Annotated in this window: 16 protein-coding genes and 1 pseudogene; 14 read left to right on the top strand and 3 right to left on the bottom strand. The window is 65.4% G+C overall.

Features of this window, described 5'->3' with window-relative positions; genetic code table 11:
* Positions 1–8: 8 nt before the first annotated feature.
* Positions 9–323 (bottom strand): antibiotic biosynthesis monooxygenase, encoded by a 315-nt coding sequence (locus LCM4576_RS36490; RefSeq protein ID WP_052458320.1) that lies wholly within the window; start codon positions 321–323, stop codon positions 9–11.
* Between the two features lie 267 nt (positions 324–590).
* On the opposite strand from LCM4576_RS36490, the gene LCM4576_RS34520 reads away from it, so the two are divergent.
* Positions 591–785 carry a hypothetical protein gene (locus LCM4576_RS34520; protein ID WP_071071449.1) on the top strand — a complete coding sequence of 65 codons (195 nt, stop codon included), beginning with the start codon at positions 591–593 and terminating at the stop codon, positions 783–785.
* Here the strand turns inward: LCM4576_RS34520 and LCM4576_RS06405 are convergent.
* On the bottom strand, positions 745–1,419 hold the full coding sequence (locus tag LCM4576_RS06405) for a cysteine hydrolase family protein (protein ID WP_071031132.1): 675 nt from the start codon (positions 1,417–1,419) through the stop codon (positions 745–747). The two genes, LCM4576_RS34520 and LCM4576_RS06405, sit on opposite strands and share 41 nt — an antisense overlap.
* Positions 1,420–1,712: 293 nt before the next feature.
* Here LCM4576_RS06405 and exbB point away from each other — a divergent pair, with 293 nt between their 5' ends.
* The 12 genes from exbB (at position 1,713) to LCM4576_RS06345 (ending at position 14,816) form a co-directional block, all read left to right on the top strand.
* Positions 1,713–2,639 (top strand): tonB-system energizer ExbB, encoded by a 927-nt coding sequence (gene exbB, locus LCM4576_RS06400; RefSeq protein WP_071031131.1) that lies wholly within the window; start codon positions 1,713–1,715, stop codon positions 2,637–2,639.
* A gap of 5 nt (positions 2,640–2,644) precedes the next feature.
* Positions 2,645–3,145, top strand: a complete 501-nt coding sequence (gene exbD, locus LCM4576_RS06395) for a TonB system transport protein ExbD (RefSeq protein ID WP_071031092.1) — start codon at positions 2,645–2,647, stop codon at positions 3,143–3,145.
* A 95-nt stretch (positions 3,146–3,240) separates the two neighbouring features.
* Positions 3,241–4,125, top strand: a complete 885-nt coding sequence (locus LCM4576_RS06390; RefSeq protein ID WP_320411841.1) for a TonB family protein — start codon at positions 3,241–3,243, stop codon at positions 4,123–4,125.
* 502 nt (positions 4,126–4,627) lie between these two features.
* The gene (locus tag LCM4576_RS06385; protein ID WP_071031090.1) at positions 4,628–5,722 is read left to right on the top strand and encodes a transporter substrate-binding protein; all 1,095 of its coding nucleotides are present in this window, start codon (positions 4,628–4,630) and stop codon (positions 5,720–5,722) included.
* Positions 5,719–6,321, top strand: a complete 603-nt coding sequence (locus LCM4576_RS06380; protein ID WP_071031088.1) for an ANTAR domain-containing response regulator — start codon at positions 5,719–5,721, stop codon at positions 6,319–6,321. Before LCM4576_RS06385 ends, LCM4576_RS06380 begins: the two co-directional genes overlap by 4 nt.
* Positions 6,322–6,340: 19 nt before the next feature.
* Positions 6,341–7,207: an ABC transporter permease gene (locus tag LCM4576_RS06375; protein ID WP_198540214.1), complete on the top strand. Its 867-nt coding sequence runs from the start codon at positions 6,341–6,343 to the stop codon at positions 7,205–7,207.
* A 13-nt stretch (positions 7,208–7,220) separates the two neighbouring features.
* Positions 7,221–8,141, top strand: a complete 921-nt coding sequence (locus tag LCM4576_RS06370; protein WP_071031086.1) for an ABC transporter permease — start codon at positions 7,221–7,223, stop codon at positions 8,139–8,141.
* A 50-nt stretch (positions 8,142–8,191) separates the two neighbouring features.
* Positions 8,192–9,835 carry an ABC transporter substrate-binding protein gene (locus tag LCM4576_RS06365; protein ID WP_071031084.1) on the top strand — a complete coding sequence of 548 codons (1,644 nt, stop codon included), beginning with the start codon at positions 8,192–8,194 and terminating at the stop codon, positions 9,833–9,835.
* The gene (locus tag LCM4576_RS06360; RefSeq protein ID WP_071031083.1) at positions 9,825–10,769 is read left to right on the top strand and encodes an acetamidase/formamidase family protein; all 945 of its coding nucleotides are present in this window, start codon (positions 9,825–9,827) and stop codon (positions 10,767–10,769) included. Before LCM4576_RS06365 ends, LCM4576_RS06360 begins: the two co-directional genes overlap by 11 nt.
* Entirely contained in the window at positions 10,766–12,586 is a 1,821-nt protein-coding gene (locus tag LCM4576_RS06355; protein WP_071031081.1) for an ABC transporter ATP-binding protein, read from the top strand. The genes LCM4576_RS06360 and LCM4576_RS06355 overlap by 4 nt, the downstream gene beginning before the upstream one ends.
* Positions 12,587–12,675: 89 nt before the next feature.
* Positions 12,676–14,070 (top strand): multicopper oxidase family protein, encoded by a 1,395-nt coding sequence (locus LCM4576_RS06350; protein WP_071031079.1) that lies wholly within the window; start codon positions 12,676–12,678, stop codon positions 14,068–14,070.
* Positions 14,071–14,285: 215 nt separating this feature from the next.
* The gene (locus LCM4576_RS06345) at positions 14,286–14,816 is read left to right on the top strand and encodes a hypothetical protein (protein WP_071031077.1); all 531 of its coding nucleotides are present in this window, start codon (positions 14,286–14,288) and stop codon (positions 14,814–14,816) included.
* Here the strand turns inward: LCM4576_RS06345 and LCM4576_RS06340 are convergent.
* The gene (locus tag LCM4576_RS06340) at positions 14,798–14,977 is read right to left on the bottom strand and encodes a hypothetical protein (protein WP_131803226.1); all 180 of its coding nucleotides are present in this window, start codon (positions 14,975–14,977) and stop codon (positions 14,798–14,800) included. The two genes, LCM4576_RS06345 and LCM4576_RS06340, sit on opposite strands and share 19 nt — an antisense overlap.
* A gap of 290 nt (positions 14,978–15,267) precedes the next feature.
* On the opposite strand from LCM4576_RS06340, the pseudogene LCM4576_RS37700 reads away from it, so the two are divergent.
* Positions 15,268–15,549 (top strand): annotated as a pseudogene (locus LCM4576_RS37700) (hypothetical protein); the annotation flags it as partial.
* Positions 15,550–15,782 lie beyond the last annotated feature (233 nt).

The raw sequence follows: 15,782 nt of genomic DNA, 5'->3' as shown, positions 1-15,782 counted from the left end.
GAATTGCTTCAGTTTTCAACACCGCCCGTATGGGAATAGGTCGTGCGGCCCATCATGCTCTCGCCGGCGGCGAGCTCGACGATGCTCTTCATGTAATCGGCGAAGCGCGGGTCRCTGCGGAAGGCCGCGATGTCCTCCGACGAACGCCATTGCGAGATGTTGGCGACCTTGCTGCCGTCGCCGCCGACGACCACCGACGACGACAGCGAGCCCGGCTGCTTGCTGAAGAAGTTCCGCGTGCCCTCGGCAAGCGTCTTGGCGAGTTCCTGCTGCTTGCCCGGCTTGGCGGTGAAGATGTTGATCAGGGTCACTGTGGTCGACATGGCTTGGCTCCGTTTGTCCTGATGGCGGAGGCCCTCGCGGCTCTCCCACCTGTTACGACCCTCAAGACGAAGCCGGAACCGGAAACGGAACGGCAGGACGAAAATTTTTTGGCGGGCAATGAATTTGGCCCGGCGGAGGCGCCGCCTCGGGACATTTCGAACGTCGGTCGGGAAAAAATTTCTGCTCACCGTTCCGAAACGCATCCGTCCTTCGTCTTGGCGGGTGCTGGGTTTGCAAAACACCGGCATCAGCCAAGGGAGAAGCAAATGTCGATCCTGTCATCCATCGGTCGCATCGCGACCAACTATTCAGCAACCCGTGCCCGCTACCGGGCGGCACGGACGCTTTATCTACTGCCGCTCGACATCCGCAAGGATATCGGCTGGCCGGAACTCGGTGACCCGGGTGACGCCGATATCTTCAGCGCGCCGCACCCGCGAGCTGCCGCAACGCGGCGATGACCGCCTCCGAGTCCGCCAGCGCGCCGAAGACGCCGTCCTCGACCGTGACCATATGCAGCGCGGCTTCATGCGCATATCGGTCGCCGCTGGCGCAGGCGTCCGAAATCGTCAGGCACTGGAAGTTGCGGTCGCAGGCCTCGCGCAACGTGGTGTGCACGCACACATCCGTCGTGCAGCCGGTGAACATCAGATGCGTGATGCCCCTGGCCCGCAGAACGAGCTCCAGATCCGTATAGGTGAAGGCGCTGTTGCAGGTCTTGTCGATGATGATGTCCTGCGGCGCCACGTCGATGTCGGCGGAGATCTGGAAGCCCGGGCCGGAGCGCAACAGGACATCGGTGCCGTCGAGGCCGGCCCGCTTGCGGCGCCATTTTTCGTAAGGCGTCATGTCGGCCATGTCRGCGCGGTAGCCCTGCCTGGTGTGGATGATGGTGAGCCCGGCGGCTCGCGCCGCGCCGATCAGCCGGTTGACCGCCGGCAGGATGGCTCGCAGCGGCGAAGGATCGTAGCCTTTCCTGGCGAAGTACCCGGTCGGCGACAGGAAATCCTCCTGTAGGTCGATCGCCAGCAGCGCCGTATGCTGCGGTTCCAGCCTGCCGTAATAGGGAAAGTCGAAGGGTATCGCCTTGATCATCGGCCGCCTGCTTTCAAGCAATTCCAGGAAAAGTGCATAGCGGTTTTTCCGTCCGCGATGGCGCACAAACCAAAATTGGTTGCTCCATGCGCATCGTGCCCGGCAACCGACCTGCGGTCCAGGYCCGCAGCGTAGCCAGGCGGGCATCGGCGCATCGTGAATTGTTGAGACCCATAGTCATCTTTATAGTTGACTCGTAATGTCATGTTTCATAGTCAACCGGCATGGCCGCTTGGCGTCTGTATGGTATGCACGGCGGCCACCGCATTGCGATGATGAAGCGAGGACGAGCCTTGTCCCGGAACGATCTTTTCGCGGCGCTGGCCGCGTCCCTCATTCTTTCGGCCGGCATCGCCAAGGCGCAGGAGCAGCCAGCGCGGCAGCCGGTGGCACCCGCCATGCAGGCTCCGGTCGAGCAGGCCCCGGCACCGCAGGTACCGGCCGTCCCAGCCCCGCAAACGCCAGCGGCGCAAGCGCCCGCCGCCACGAGCGAGGAGCCTTCCATCGCGCTGGCGCTGCCGCATGACCTGTCGCCCTGGGGCATGTTCATGAATGCCGATATCGTCGTGAAGGCGGTGATGGTCGGGCTGGCCTTCGCGTCCCTCGTCACCTGGACGATCTGGCTCGCCAAATCGCTGGAAGTCTTCGGCGGCAAGCTGAGGGCGCGCCGCGCCGCCGATGCGATCGGCAATGCCGCGACGCTGATGCAGGCTCGCCGGGAACTCGGCCACAGCGGCGGCCCGGGCGCGCTGCTGGTGCGGGCGGCGGAAGAAGAACGGGCGCTTTCGGCCGGCGCGCTCGATCACGCCTCCGGCGACGGACTGAAGGAGCGCGTCGCCTCCAGGCTTTCGCGCATCGAGGCGGCCGCTTCCCGGCGCATGTCGCGCGGCACCGGCCTGCTCGCCACCATCGGCTCGACGGCGCCCTTCGTCGGCCTGTTCGGGACCGTTTGGGGCATCATGAACGCCTTCATCGGCATCTCGCAGGCGCAGACCACCAACCTCGCCGTCGTGGCGCCCGGCATCGCCGAGGCGCTGCTTGCGACCGCGATGGGCCTGGTCGCGGCCATTCCGGCGGTCGTCATTTACAACGTCTTCGCGCGCTCGATAGCCGGCTATCGGCAGATCCTCGCCGACGCTTCCGCCGGCGTCGAGCGGCTGGTCAGCCGCGACCTCGATTTCCGCACGGTGCCGCCGGCGACGGCGATGGCGGCGGAGTAGCGGTCATGGCGGCGCGCATTCGCGAGACCTCCGGCGACGATCTCGAGGTAAGCCACGACATCAATGTCACGCCGTTCATCGACGTCATTCTGGTGCTTCTGATCATCTTCATGGTCGCGGCGCCGCTCGCGACCGTCGATGTCAATGTCGACCTGCCCGGATCGACGGCGACGCCGGCGCCGCGACCCGAGACGCCTTTGTTCCTGACGCTGAAAAGCGACCTCTCGCTGGCGATCGGCAATGACAGCGTGCCGCGTCCGGCCTTCGCCGGCGTGCTCGACAACCGCACCAAGGGCGACAGGCAGACGCGCATCTTCCTGCGCGCCGACAAGACGGTCGGCTATGGCGACCTGATGGAGGTGATGAACCTTTTGCGCGCCGCCGGCTACCTCAAGGTCGCGCTCGTCGGCCTCGAAACCACCGGCCGCGGCGGGCAGGCCGTGCCTGGAACGCCCGCCGCCGGCGCCAACCCCTCCTCCGCGCTGGGCGGAAGCGCGGCGCCATGACGGTCGCCGCTCTTTCCCGCGTTTCCCAGCCGCGCTTCGGCGCGCGTGAGGCCGGCCTGTGGACGAGCGCGGCCGCGATCATCCTGGCCGCGCATGTGGCCGTCGCCTATGCGGTGCAGAATTTGAGTTTCGCCGACATGCCCGACGGTGGTCCGCCGCCGGCGCTGGCGGTCGAGATGGCGCCGCTGGTCGTCGCGCCCGCCGCGCCGCAAGAGACGGCGATGCTGGACACGGTGACACCGGAGCCACCCGATGCGGCGGAGGAGGCGGAAAAGCCCGTCGAGGCAAAACCGGTGATCGATCCGGCGCCGGCAGTGGAACAGGCGGAGCCCGTCACCGAACGGCCATCCGATGCCAACGACATGCAAGAGGCTGAGCAGGCCCCTCCAGCGGCGGTTGCCGCGCTGAGCGAGCAGCCACAGCTGGATGAGGTCGTGCCCGACCCTGTCGAGGCGATCGCGCCCGATGTCGTCATTCCGCTGCCGGAACCGAAACCGGTGGAAACCAAGGCGAAGACGCAGAAGCCGGCCGAACCCGGGAAGAAGGCCGAGAAGAAGCCGGTCGAAAAGCCGAAGGAACGGGTCAGGAAGGAAAAGGCGCCACCGCCCAGGGCGACGACCACCGCCAGCATCGATGCCAAGGCAGCGGCGAAGGCAGCGGCGCCCAAATCGTCTGCAACACAGGGGGGATCTGGTAATTCCAGGAATTGGGACGCAAAGCTCAGAGCCTGGCTCAATCGGCATAAGCGATACCCAAGCGCAGCAAGGGCGCGCCGGGCGGAAGGGAATGTCTTGGTGACCTTCACTGTCGATGCTTCCGGGCGAGTCCTTTCTGCAAGGCTAGCCCAGTCGTCCGGTGATGCCGATCTGGACCGAGCGGCGCTTGCTATTCTTCAAGGAGCAACTCTGCCTGCTCCACCGCCGGAACTGGGTTCGCGCCCGAGCCGCACAGCCCCCTTCGCCTTCAGTGTGCGGGACTAGTTCCCGCATTGGGATTTTGACCGTCGGCTCTGTTTGCATTGGGAGGTGGCATGCGTTGGAGATTGGCCGAAACACCCCATCGCGATCGTCATCCACGGGCGGAGCAAGGAGCGAAGCGACGCGCGCAGACCCGAGGATCCATTCCGTGACGTATGAGCCCCGCGGCGGTGCAGATTTCTGCTCCGCTGCGTTCTACGATCAGGGTCACGGAATGGATTCCAGGGTCTCCGCGACGCCGCTTCGCGGCTGCTCCGCCCTGGAATGACGAGGTTGGGGAGGCTCCAGCCAATCGCCAGCGTTGCGCTGATTTCACCGAAATGAGCAGTGAGAATTTTGCTGAATGGCCCCGCAGGCCACTCAAACTTTCAGGCTTGACTGATGGACGGTACGGAATAGGGTAGCCCGCGAAAATACCGGCCTTGGTCGCCGGGCGGCAAGAATGCCTCGTATGCCTCGCCCATCCGGCGCTGGCTGCGGGGCTTTTTCATTTTTGGAGCCTCGCTTGAAGCGACGTATCGAGATCGGCGTCCTTTATTCCCGGTCAGGCAGCTATCAGCTCGTCTCCGATGCCTGCCGGCTGGGCGCGATGCGGGCGATCGCCGACATCAACGCCGATCGCGCGCAGACGATCGAGCTCGTTCCGGTCGAGCGCGATCCGCAAAGCAATGCCGACCGCTACGCGACGCTCTGCGAGGACATTTTCCGCACCAGCAGCGCCCGCCATGTCGTCGGCTGCATCACCTCCTGGAGCCGCAAGGAGACGATACCCGTGCTGGAGAAGGCGGGCGGCATGCTCTGGTATGCCTGCCCGTATGAAGGCTTCGAGGCCAACGAGCATGTCGTCTACATGCATGCCTGCCCCAACCAGCATCTGGTGCCGCTGATGGCCCATGTCGCGCCGCGCTTCGGCGCCAACGGCTTCCTGCTCGGCTCCAACTACATCTGGGGCTGGGAGATGAACCGCGTCGCCCGCGACCTGATCGCCGACGCCGGCGGCAAGGTGCTCGGCGAACGCTATCTGCGCATCGGCGAGACCGATGTTTCGCGCCTGATCGAGGAGATCCGCGTCACGCGGCCGAACTTCATCCTGAACAACCTGATCGGCACCTCGTCCTACGCTTTCCTCGCCGCCTATCGCGAGCTGGGACGCGACGATGCCGCCTTCAAGCCTGACGCCTGCCCGGTGGTCTCGTGCAATCTCACCGAGGCCGAACTGCCGGCRATCGGCGAGACCGGCAAGGGCCATCTGTCGGCCGGGCCCTATTTCGCGCCGCGCCCGGCTGCCTTCGCCTCGTCCTTCGAGGCCTCCGCCTATGYCTCGGTGCAGGCGATGGCGGACGTGCTTTCCGGCAATCCCGACGCCGGCCCGGCGGAATTCTCGAAAGCCTTCGCCGAACGCCGCTTCGCGACGCGGCTGGGGCCGATCGCCATCGATCCGAACACTCAGCATGCAACCTTGCCGGTGCTCATCGGGCGCATTGCCGACGGCTTCTTCGAGGTGGTGAGCCGCGAGGAAGAGGTGGCGCCCGATCCCTATCTGTCGCGCTACGATCCGGCCAAGGTCTTCGGCCGTCCGCGTCTCAGGGTGGTGTCGTGAGCCGCGCCGCGCGCATCCCCAATCTCGGCGGAGCCAAGGCCTTCGTGCTGCATCGTCCGCACACGACGGTGCAGGCGATCACCAGGCAATTGTCGGCGATCGGCCTCGAAGCGATCGAGTGCTGGCCGCAGCTGCCGGCGGAGGCGCTTGCCGCGGATTTCGTCTTCTTCGACGCCGATCTCGGCTTCGACGAGCAGTTCCCGTGGAAGCCCGGCGAGGCGCCGATGCCGCTTGTGGCGCTGATCGGCTCGGAGGYGCCGGGCCGCATCGAATGGGCGCTGTCGCACAACGCCGATGCGCAATTGCTGAAACCGGTGGGCACCGCCGGCGTCTACAGCGCGCTGCTCATCGCCCGGCAGAGTTTCGAGGCGCGAAAACGGCTCGCCGGCGAGATCGCGTCGCTGCGCCAGCGGGTTGGCGAGCGCCAGACCATCGTGCGCGCGGTCGCGGCCCTGTCGAAAGGCGGCGACGACGACCGCGCCTACGCGCAACTCAGGTCGCTGGCGATGAGCTGGCAGATCAGCGTCGAGGAAGCGGCGCGGCGCATCGTGGCGATGACGGAAGAAGAGGACGGCGATGACCAATCCCATCGCGCCTGACCTGCCGTCGGCTGGCCACATGCCGGCAAAGCCGCGCGCCGGCGTCTGGCGCCGGCTGGTCAAGCGGCCGCTGGCGCTGCTCGGGCTCCTCATCGTCGCTATCGTCGTCGCCGGCGCCATCCTCGCGCCATGGCTGACCGGCTACGATCCCAACGAGCAGATGTTCGACGGCCTGACGCTCGAAGGCTCGCCCCTGCCGCCGAACGCCAAGTTCTGGCTGGGCACAGACCTGCTCGGCCGCGACCTCTTGACCCGCATCCTGTTCGGCGCCCGCACGTCGCTGATCATCGGCATCGTCGCCAATGGCGTGGCGCTTCTGATCGGCACGCTGGTCGGCGTCTCGGCGGGTTATTTCCGCGGCTGGATCGGCAGCGCGCTGATGCGCTTCACCGACCTAATGATGGCCTTCCCGGCGCTRCTCTTAGCGATCTGCCTGGCCGCGGTGTTCGAGCCGAGCCTCTGGATCGTCGCCATGGTGATCGCGCTGGTCAACTGGGTGCAGACCGCGCGCGTCGTCTACACCGAAACCTCCTCGCTCTCCGAGCGCGAGTTCATCGATGCCGAGCGCACGATCGGGGCGAGCGCGCCGCGGATTCTCATCCGCCACATCCTGCCGCATCTCCTGCCGACCATCATCGTCTGGGGCACGCTCGGCATCTCGACCACGGTGCTGCTCGAAGCCACGCTCAGCTATCTCGGCATCGGCGTGCAGCCGCCGACGGCCTCCTGGGGCAACATCATCTTCGAGAACCAGACCTATTTCCAGGCGGCGCCCTGGCTGGTGTTCTTCCCCGGCGCCGCCATCCTGGCGCTGGCGCTGGCCTTCAACCTGATCGGCGACGCGCTGCGCGACATCCTCGACCCAACGCAGAGAGGGCGGGAATAATGAGAGGCCGGTCATGATCGCCTATCTCGGCCGCCGGCTCATCCAGTCGCTGCTCATCCTGCTCGGCGTCTCGCTGATCACCTTCGCGCTGCTCTATCTTTTGCCGGCCGACCCGGTGCGCCAGATCGCCGGGCGCAGCGCCACGCCCGAAACGGTGGAGAACATCCGCCGCCAGCTCGGCCTCGACCAGCCCTTCGTCGTCCAGTACTGGCATTATCTCACCAGGCTTATCGGCGGCGATCTCGGCCGCTCCTACATCCAGCGCTCCGAAGTCACCGAGCTGATCGTCTCGCGGCTGCCGGCGAGCCTGCTTCTGATGGTCGGCGCCATCCTGTGCGAGCTCGCGATCGGCCTCACCATGGGACTGGTCGCCGCCGTCAAGCGCGGCACCGCCACCGACCAGACCTTGATGGTCGCCTCCTTCGTCGGCGTCTCGGCGCCGCAATTCGTCGTTGGCCTGCTCCTGCTCTACGTCTTCGCCGTCAGGCTCGGCTGGTTCCCGATCGGCGGTTACGGCTCCTGGCGCCACCTCGTGCTGCCCTCGCTGACCATGGGCATACTCGGCGCCGGCTGGTACGCGCGCATGATGCGCTCGTCGATGATCGACGTGCTGCGCCAAGACTATATGCGCACCGCCCGCGCCAAGGGCCTGGCGCGCGGCGCCATCCTGTTTCGCCATGCCCTGCCTAACGCCATCCTGYCGGTCGTGGCCATGATCGGCATCGACATCGGCGTCTTCATGGGCGGCATCGTCGTGGTCGAAAGCGTGTTCGGCTGGCCCGGCATCGGCCAGCTTGCCTGRCAGGCCATCCAGCGCGTCGACATCCCGATCATCATGGGCGTCACCCTGGTCTCGGCCTTCGCCATCGTGCTCGGCAACCTTCTCGCCGACATCATCGCGCCCTTCATCGACCCCAGAATCAAACTGAGATGAGCATCAAATTGAGATGACAACGACAACAACCAGAGAAAGGGAACAGTGACATGAGACGATTTCTGGCATCCACCGTGGCGGCGTCGGCGCTCGCGCTGATGCTCGGCATGGCAAGCGCGCGCGCCGACGACGCCGTCGACCCCAACATCAAGCAGGGCGGCGCCATCACCATCACCTACAAGGACGACGTCGCCACGCTCGATCCGGCGATCGGCTACGACTGGCAGAACTGGTCGATGATCAAGAGCCTGTTCGACGGATTGATGGACTATGAGCCGGGCACCACCAAGCTCAAGCCCGACCTCGCCGAGAGCTACGAGATCTCGCCGGACGGCAAGACCTTCACCTTCAAGCTGCGCCACGGCGTGAAATTCCACAACGGTCGCGAGATGACCGCCGAAGACGTCAAATACTCGCTCGACCGCGTCACCAATCCGAAGACGCAGAGCCCGGGCGCCGGCTTCTTCGGCTCGATCAAGGGCTATGACGATGTCGCCGCCGGCAAGGCCGACAGCCTCTCCGGCGTCACCGTGGTCGATCCCTACACGATCAAGTTCGAGCTTGTCCGGCCGGACGCCACCTTCCTGCATGTCATGGCGATCAACTTCTCGCATGTCGTGCCGAAGGAGGAGGTCGAGAAATACGGCGCCGACTTCGGCAAGCATCCGGTCGGCACCGGCGCCTTCAAGCTCGCCGAATGGACGCTCGGCCAGCGCATCGTCTTCGAGCGCAATCCCGACTACTGGCACAAGGGCCTGCCGCATCTCGACAAGATCACCTTCGAGATCGGCCAGGAGCCGATCGTGGCGCTGCTGCGCCTGCAGAAGGGCGAGATCGACGTGCCCGGCGACGGCATCCCGCCGGCCAAGTTCCAGGAGGTGATGAGCGACCCCGAACAGAAGGCGCGCGTCGTCGTGGGCGGGCAGCTGCACACCGGCTACATCACCATGAACACCACCATGGCGCCCTTCGACAACGTCAAGGTGCGCCAGGCCGTCAACATGGCGATCAACAAGGACCGCATCGTCCAGATGATCAACAACCGCGCGGTGYCGGCCAACCAGCCGCTGCCGCCCTCGATGCCCGGCTACGACAAGGCCTTCAAGGGCTACGCCTATGACGTCGCCAAGGCCAAGGCGCTGCTGGCCGAGGCCGGCCACCCGGATGGCTTCGAGACGCAGCTCTTCGCCATGAACACCGATCCCAATCCGCGCATCGCCCAGGCGATCCAGCAGGACCTGGCGGCAATCGGCATCAAGGCCAGCATCCAGTCGCTCGCCCAGGCCAATGTGATCGCCGCCGGCGGCGACAAGGCCGGCGCGCCGATGATCTGGTCGGGCGGCATGGCCTGGATCGCCGACTTCCCGGATCCCTCGAATTTCTACGGCCCGATCCTCGGCTGCGCCGGCGCCGTGCCCGGCGGCTGGAACTGGTCGTGGTATTGCAACAAGGATCTCGACGCCAAGGCGGCCGAGGCCGATTCTGTCGTCGACCCGGCCAAGTCAGCCGATCGCGAGAAGATGTGGAGCGCGATCTACGACAAGATCATGGAGGACGCCCCCTGGGCGCCGGTCTTCAACGAGCAGCGCTTCACGCTGAAGTCAGCCCGCATGGGCGGCGCCGACAATCTCTATGTCGACCCGGTCCATATCCCGATCAACTACGACAATGTGTATGTGAAAGATGTGCAGTAACTGCGACTACACCATCCACGGGCGCCATCACCATTTCGGCTGGGACAATTCCTTTGCTCCGGTCGAGCGGGTGGCGCCCGGCTCGACGATCGAGTTCCAGTGCCTGGATTCGTCCGGCGGGCAGYTCAAGGCGGACAGCACGGTCGCCGACGCTGCCAAGCTCGACTTCGCCAAGGTCAATCCGGTAACTGGGCCGATCTTCGTCGACGGCGCCGAGCCCGGCGATGCGCTGAAGGTGACGATCGAGATGTTCAAACCGTCCGGCTTCGGCTGGACGGCGAACATCCCGGGCTTCGGCCTGCTCGCCGACGACTTCAAGGAACCGGCGCTCAACATCTGGAAATACGACGCCGCCTCGCTCGAGCCGGCGCTGTTCGGCAAGAATGCACGTGTGCCGCTGAAGCCGTTCGCCGGCACCATCGGCAATGCACTGGCCGAAAAGGGTCTCCACTCGGTGGTGCCGCCGCGGCGTGTCGGCGGCAATCTCGACATCCGCGACCTTGCCGCCGGCACCACGCTCTATCTGCCGGTGGAAGTGGCGGGCGCGCTGTTCTCGGTCGGCGACACGCATGCCGCGCAGGGCGACGGCGAGGTGTGCGGCACGGCGATCGAGAGCCCGATGGACGTCGTGCTCAAGCTCGACCTCGTGAAGGACGCGCGGCTGAAGACGCCGCGCTTCACCACGCCCGGCCCGGTGACGCGCCACCTCGACGCCAAGGGCTATGAGGTGACGACGGGCATCGGACCCGACCTGATGACCGGGGCCAGGGAGGCCGTCAGCCAGATGGTCGACTTGCTGTCCGCCCGCTACAAGCTCGACCCGGTCGATGCCTATATGCTGGTCTCGGTCTGCGGCGATCTCCGGATCAGCGAGATCGTCGACATGCCGAACTGGGTGGTGTCGTTCTACTTCCCGCGCTGCGTGTTCGAATGAGCGCAGGCGTGGTCGACGAACACGCTGACGCCGCCGCAGGGGCGGCCGCGGGGCCGGTGCTCGAAATCACCGGCCTCTCCATCGGCGTGCGCGGCGAGGATGGCGAGCGTGAAGTGGTGTCCGGCCTGTCGCTGTCGCTCAGACGCGGCGAGACGCTGTGCATCGCCGGCGAGTCCGGTTCCGGCAAGTCGATGACGGCGCTGGCGATCATGCGGCTCCTGCCGCAGCCCGCCGGCCGCATCGCCGCAGGCACGATCCGGCTCTTCGACAAGGACGGCAGTGCCGTCGAACTGACGGCGCTCGACGAACGCCGCATGCGCGACATTCGCGGCGACCGCATCGCCATGATCTTCCAGGAGCCGATGACCTCGCTCAATCCGGTGCTGTCGATCGGCCGGCAGCTCACCGAATCGATCGAGGCGCATACCGGCCTCTCCCATGCCGAGGCGCAACGGCGCGCCGTCGAGGCGCTGAAGGCGGTTCGAATTTCCGAAGCCGAAAGCCGGCTGAAGCAGTTTCCGCACGAATTGTCGGGTGGCATGCGCCAGCGGGTGATGATCGCCATGGCGCTGGCGCTCGAGCCCGACGTGCTGATCGCCGACGAGCCGACGACGGCGCTGGACGTGACGGTCCAGGGCGAAGTGCTGGAGCTGCTGCGCGACCTGCAGCGCCAGCACGGCACCAGCGTCATCCTGATCACCCACGACATGGGCGTCGTCGCCGAAATGGCCGACCGCGTTATCGTCATGCGCAATGGCCGCATGGTCGAGGAGGGCGCCACCGCCGATATTTTCGCCAGGCCGCGGGCCGCCTACACGCAGGAGCTCCTCGCCGCCGTTCCGCGCATCGGCTCGGGAGCAGGGCGCCGCGCTTCCGGCGAGCCGGACGAGATGGCCGGGAAGGACAAGGTGGCGGTTGTGAACGACCTCCATGTCCGCTTTGACCTGCATGGTGGTTTCTTCGGCCGCGTCACCCGGCGGGTGCACGCCGTCGAGGGCGTCTCCTTTTCGATCGCGCCGAACGAAACGCTGGYGCTGGTCGGCGAATCCGGCTGCGGCAAATCCACCACCGCCAAGGCTCTCGCCGGCCTCGTGCCATATACGGGTGGCGTCACGATCGGCGGTCGAGAGCTCTCCGGACTTGGCGGCGACGCGCGCAAGGCCGTGCGCCGCGACGTGCAGATGGTGTTCCAGGATCCTTACGCCTCGCTCGACCCACGCATGCGCGTCGGTGACCTGGTGGCCGAGCCGCTGCTCATCCACGGCATCGGCTCAAGGCAGGAACGCCGCGAACGCGTGGCCGCCTTGTTCGAGCGGGTCGGCCTGTCCGCAGCGCAGATGGAGCTTTATCCGCATGAATTCTCGGGCGGCCAGCGCCAGCGCATCTGCATCGCCCGCGCGCTGGCGCTCAGGCCGAAGCTGATCATCGCCGACGAGAGCGTGTCGGCGCTCGATGTCTCGGTGCAGGCGCGCGTGCTCGATCTTTTGAAGGAGCTGCAGCGCGAGTTCGGCGTCGCCTATCTCTTCATCTCGCATGACATGGCGGTGGTCGAGAACATCTCCGACCGCGTCGCGGTCATGTACCTTGGCCAGATCGTCGAGATCGGCAGCCGCGACCAGGTCTTTTCCAACCCCCRCCATCCCTACACGCGGCGGCTCATCGAGGCGGTGCCGGTTCCCGATCCGTCACGGCGCCRCACACGCTTTGCCCGTCTCGACCGCGAAATTCCAAGCGCGACCCGGCGGATCGGCGAAACCGTGCCGAAACTGCTGCTCAAGGATTTCGGCGGAGGACACCTCGCCGCGGTCACGGATTGACAGGCATCCGGAGCGGCGATCTGTCCGTTTTGGGAACCGCGCGAATGGTGGTAAAGCTGACGCAGCCACTCACCTATTTAGGGATTCGAATGTCGGCCCTCACGCGCCGCAAACTCCTGCAAGGCGCCGCGGCGGCCGGCGCGGCCGGTATCGGCCTCTCCGCCGCCGGCAAATTTGCCGGCTGGGYGGCGCAGAAGCCCGAATCGCTGATTCTGAAGACCGCAAGCGTTCAGGCGCAACTGATGGAGGGCGCGCCGACGAAGAACGTGCTGACCTATGGTGACGCAGGCCCGCCGCCGGTCGTCAGGATGAGGAAGGGCGAGCCTTTCGCCGCCCGTTTGATCAACGGCATCGACGATCCGACGACCATCCACTGGCATGGCGTCCGCGTTCCCAACAAGATGGACGGCGTGCCGTTCATGGTGCAGCCCTATGTCTATCAGGGCGACCATTTCGACTATGCGTTCTCGCCGCCAGACGCCGGCACCTTCTGGTATCATCCGCATTGCAACACGCTGATCCAGATGGGTCACGGGCTGACCGGTGTGATCGTCGTCGAGAACCCGAACGATCCGGTCTTCGATGTCGAGATGGTTGTCAACCTGCGCGACTGGCGGCTCGGCGACGACGGCCAGTTCATCGAGCCGTTCAGGCCGCGCGACGCGGCCAGGGCCGGCACTTTCGGCACGGTACGCACCGCCAATTGGCTCGAGCAGCCGCAATTCGACGCGCCGGCTGGCGGGCTGGTGCGGCTTYGCGCCGCCATCACCGACGTCACCCGCATCTATGCCTTCCGTGTCGACGGCGCCGAGGCGACGGTCATCGCGCTCGACGSCAACCCGGTGCCGCAGCGTTTTGCGCCGGACGCCTTGCAACTGGGACYCGGCCAGCGGCTGGAGCTTGCCATCCGCATGCCCGACGAGGAGGGCGCGATCGTCAGCCTGCGCGATGTCAGGGGCACCAAGCCGAAAATCCTGGCGACGCTGCGCTCGGTCGGCAAATCGCTGAAGCATGACCTGCGCGATCTCGGCCCGCTCGAAGCCAATCCCGTGGYGGAGGTGGACCTGACCAGCGCCAAACGCATTCCGCTGGCGTTGAGCGCTACGGCGGAAAACGTCGCGGTCGACAGCATTTGCGGCTCGCTCGGCTACAGTTTCTGGGCGATCAACAAGGTGCCGTGGCCGGGCGACACGCCGGACCCGACCGCGCCGCTCGCCGAGCTGAAGCTCGGCCAGAGCTACGTCATCGATATGGAGAACCTCACCCCGCACGCGCACCCGATCCATCTGCACGGCATGAGCTTCAAGGTGCTGTCGTCATCGACCAGGGCGGTCCAGCCGCTCGTCTCCGACACCTATCTGATCCAGCCCGACGAGAAGGTGCAGCTAGGCTTCGTCGCCGACAATCCCGGCGACTGGCTGCTGCATTGCCACATCATCGAGCACCAGAAAACCGGCATGACGAGCTATCTGCGGGTGGTGTGAGCGCATCGGCGCGCTAGAGCAATTCCAGGAAAAGTGTGAGCGGTTTTCCGTCCGGAATTGCGCAAAACCAAAGAGATAGAGCGGTTCACCGTTTCCGTGAAACRATGAACCGCTCTAACGTGCGGCATTCCGCGTCTATCTCGGGTTGACGCGTTTGGCCGATTGCCTAGGTAGGCAGGAGGGCGCTGGGGYGGCACGCAACTCCGACCGACGGCATGACATCCTTGCATATTCGAAAACTTGCCTTCGTTGCGGCAGGCATCTCCATCCTGTCGTCCTGCGTCATCCCTGACGACACGTCGGGCATCGCCAAGGTCGACGCCACTACGGCCGCTGCCCGCAAGGAGATGGTCGGTCTCAGCGAGGCCGATGTCCGCATGTGCGCCGGCTTTCCGACMGCGACGGCCGATGTGGGATCATCCGGCCAGATTTGGACCTATCAACGCACCGTCCAACGCGGCAACCTCAGTATTGCTGTGCCGACCATGGCCGTGGGCGCGATCCCCGCGGTTGGAGGGTCGGTCAACGTCGCTCCCGGCGGCTATTGCAACACGCAGATCCGCATGGTCGGCGGCCATGTCGCCGAGGTTGCCTATGCCGGTGACAACAATCTGCCGAACAGCATCGATGCGCTCTGCGTCAGCACGGTGGACGCCTGCGTGGCCTATGCGCGGCAACGCAATCACAAACGAYGGCGGTCTCGAGGTGAACGGGACCAGGCCGAGGCTCAGCGACCTCCGGGGTGAATGGCGCCGGGCTCCTTTTCGGAGGCGTCGGGCGAAACGCGCCGGGCCCGGTTTCTGCTTGTTTCGGGCGGCGGGACATCCATCAGGTTTTTGACCTTGGCATTGTTGTGAGCCTGGATCACCGCGCGACCGAAATGAAGTAAAATCCCGAGCACTGACATTGGCACGTCCTCCATTGGATTGCTGATATGTCGGTGGCGGGCGCCGGACAGTGCTCTTGGTCTGTTTCACGGGAATGGCTCGGAAAACGGCTGATCGTTTCCAAACCCATGGGTTCTGGAAACATTTGCGCGCATATGGCCTCGATCGCGATGGCCCTCGGCGAAAGAGCTCCGGGGAGCAGTCCGAAATTCGTCCGGCGCGAAGCCCGTGCTTCGGCAGGATTCAGTCGGACGCCCGAAGCATGTATGTTTGACGATACTGATTCTTCCGATCGTTTTGGCTGGTCGATGTGAGAAAAATCGTCGCTGCACTCACCGTCGCTGTTGTTCTTGTCGTCGGGCTGCTCTTCCTTGTGCCCGCTCTTGTTTCAACCGACTGGGTTCGTGCCGAACTGAGCCGGCAACTGTCATCCGCGACCGGAATGACCATCCGGCTGGACGGACCTGTCAGGCTGTCGCTGCTGCCCAAGCTGGCGGTGGTCGCTGACCATATCTCGCTCTTGACCAGCACGGGCGACATCGCGATATCCRCGCCGCGGTTCTCGACGTCGGTAACGCTGTCGTCGCTATGGTCGAAAAAGCTCGAAATCCAGTCCGTCGCGCTGGCGGATCCGACAATTGCGCTCAAGGCTTCGGCGAATGCGGCGTCGCCCCCGGAACCGAAGGATGTCCAGGCTGATCCGTTCGCGGCGATTGTCGATACGCTCGAGCGGCTGGCGATCAACCAGCTGACGATAACGAATGGCACCTTTACCTCGAGCGCGTCGCCCGGCGGCGCCGCTAAGGTGACGGCGATCGACGCCGA

Origin of the sequence: Mesorhizobium sp. LCM 4576, assembly GCF_001854815.1 — a bacterium.
GTDB classification, from domain to species: Bacteria; Pseudomonadota; Alphaproteobacteria; order Rhizobiales; family Rhizobiaceae; genus Mesorhizobium; species Mesorhizobium plurifarium.
The sequence above is the reverse complement of the archived record's forward strand: the minus strand, read 5'-3'. Positions and strand labels throughout refer to the sequence as shown.

What these genes read in the sequence shown, in the direction of transcription:
- exbD (WP_071031092.1), top strand. Translation starts at nt 2,645, where the DNA reads ATGGCGGCGCGCATTCGCGAGACCTCCGGCGACGATCTCGAGGTAAGC.
- LCM4576_RS34520 (WP_071071449.1), top strand. Translation starts at nt 591, where the DNA reads ATGTCGATCCTGTCATCCATCGGTCGCATCGCGACCAACTATTCAGCA.
- LCM4576_RS06340 (WP_131803226.1), bottom strand. Translation starts at nt 14,977, where the DNA reads ATGTCAGTGCTCGGGATTTTACTTCATTTCGGTCGCGCGGTGATCCAG.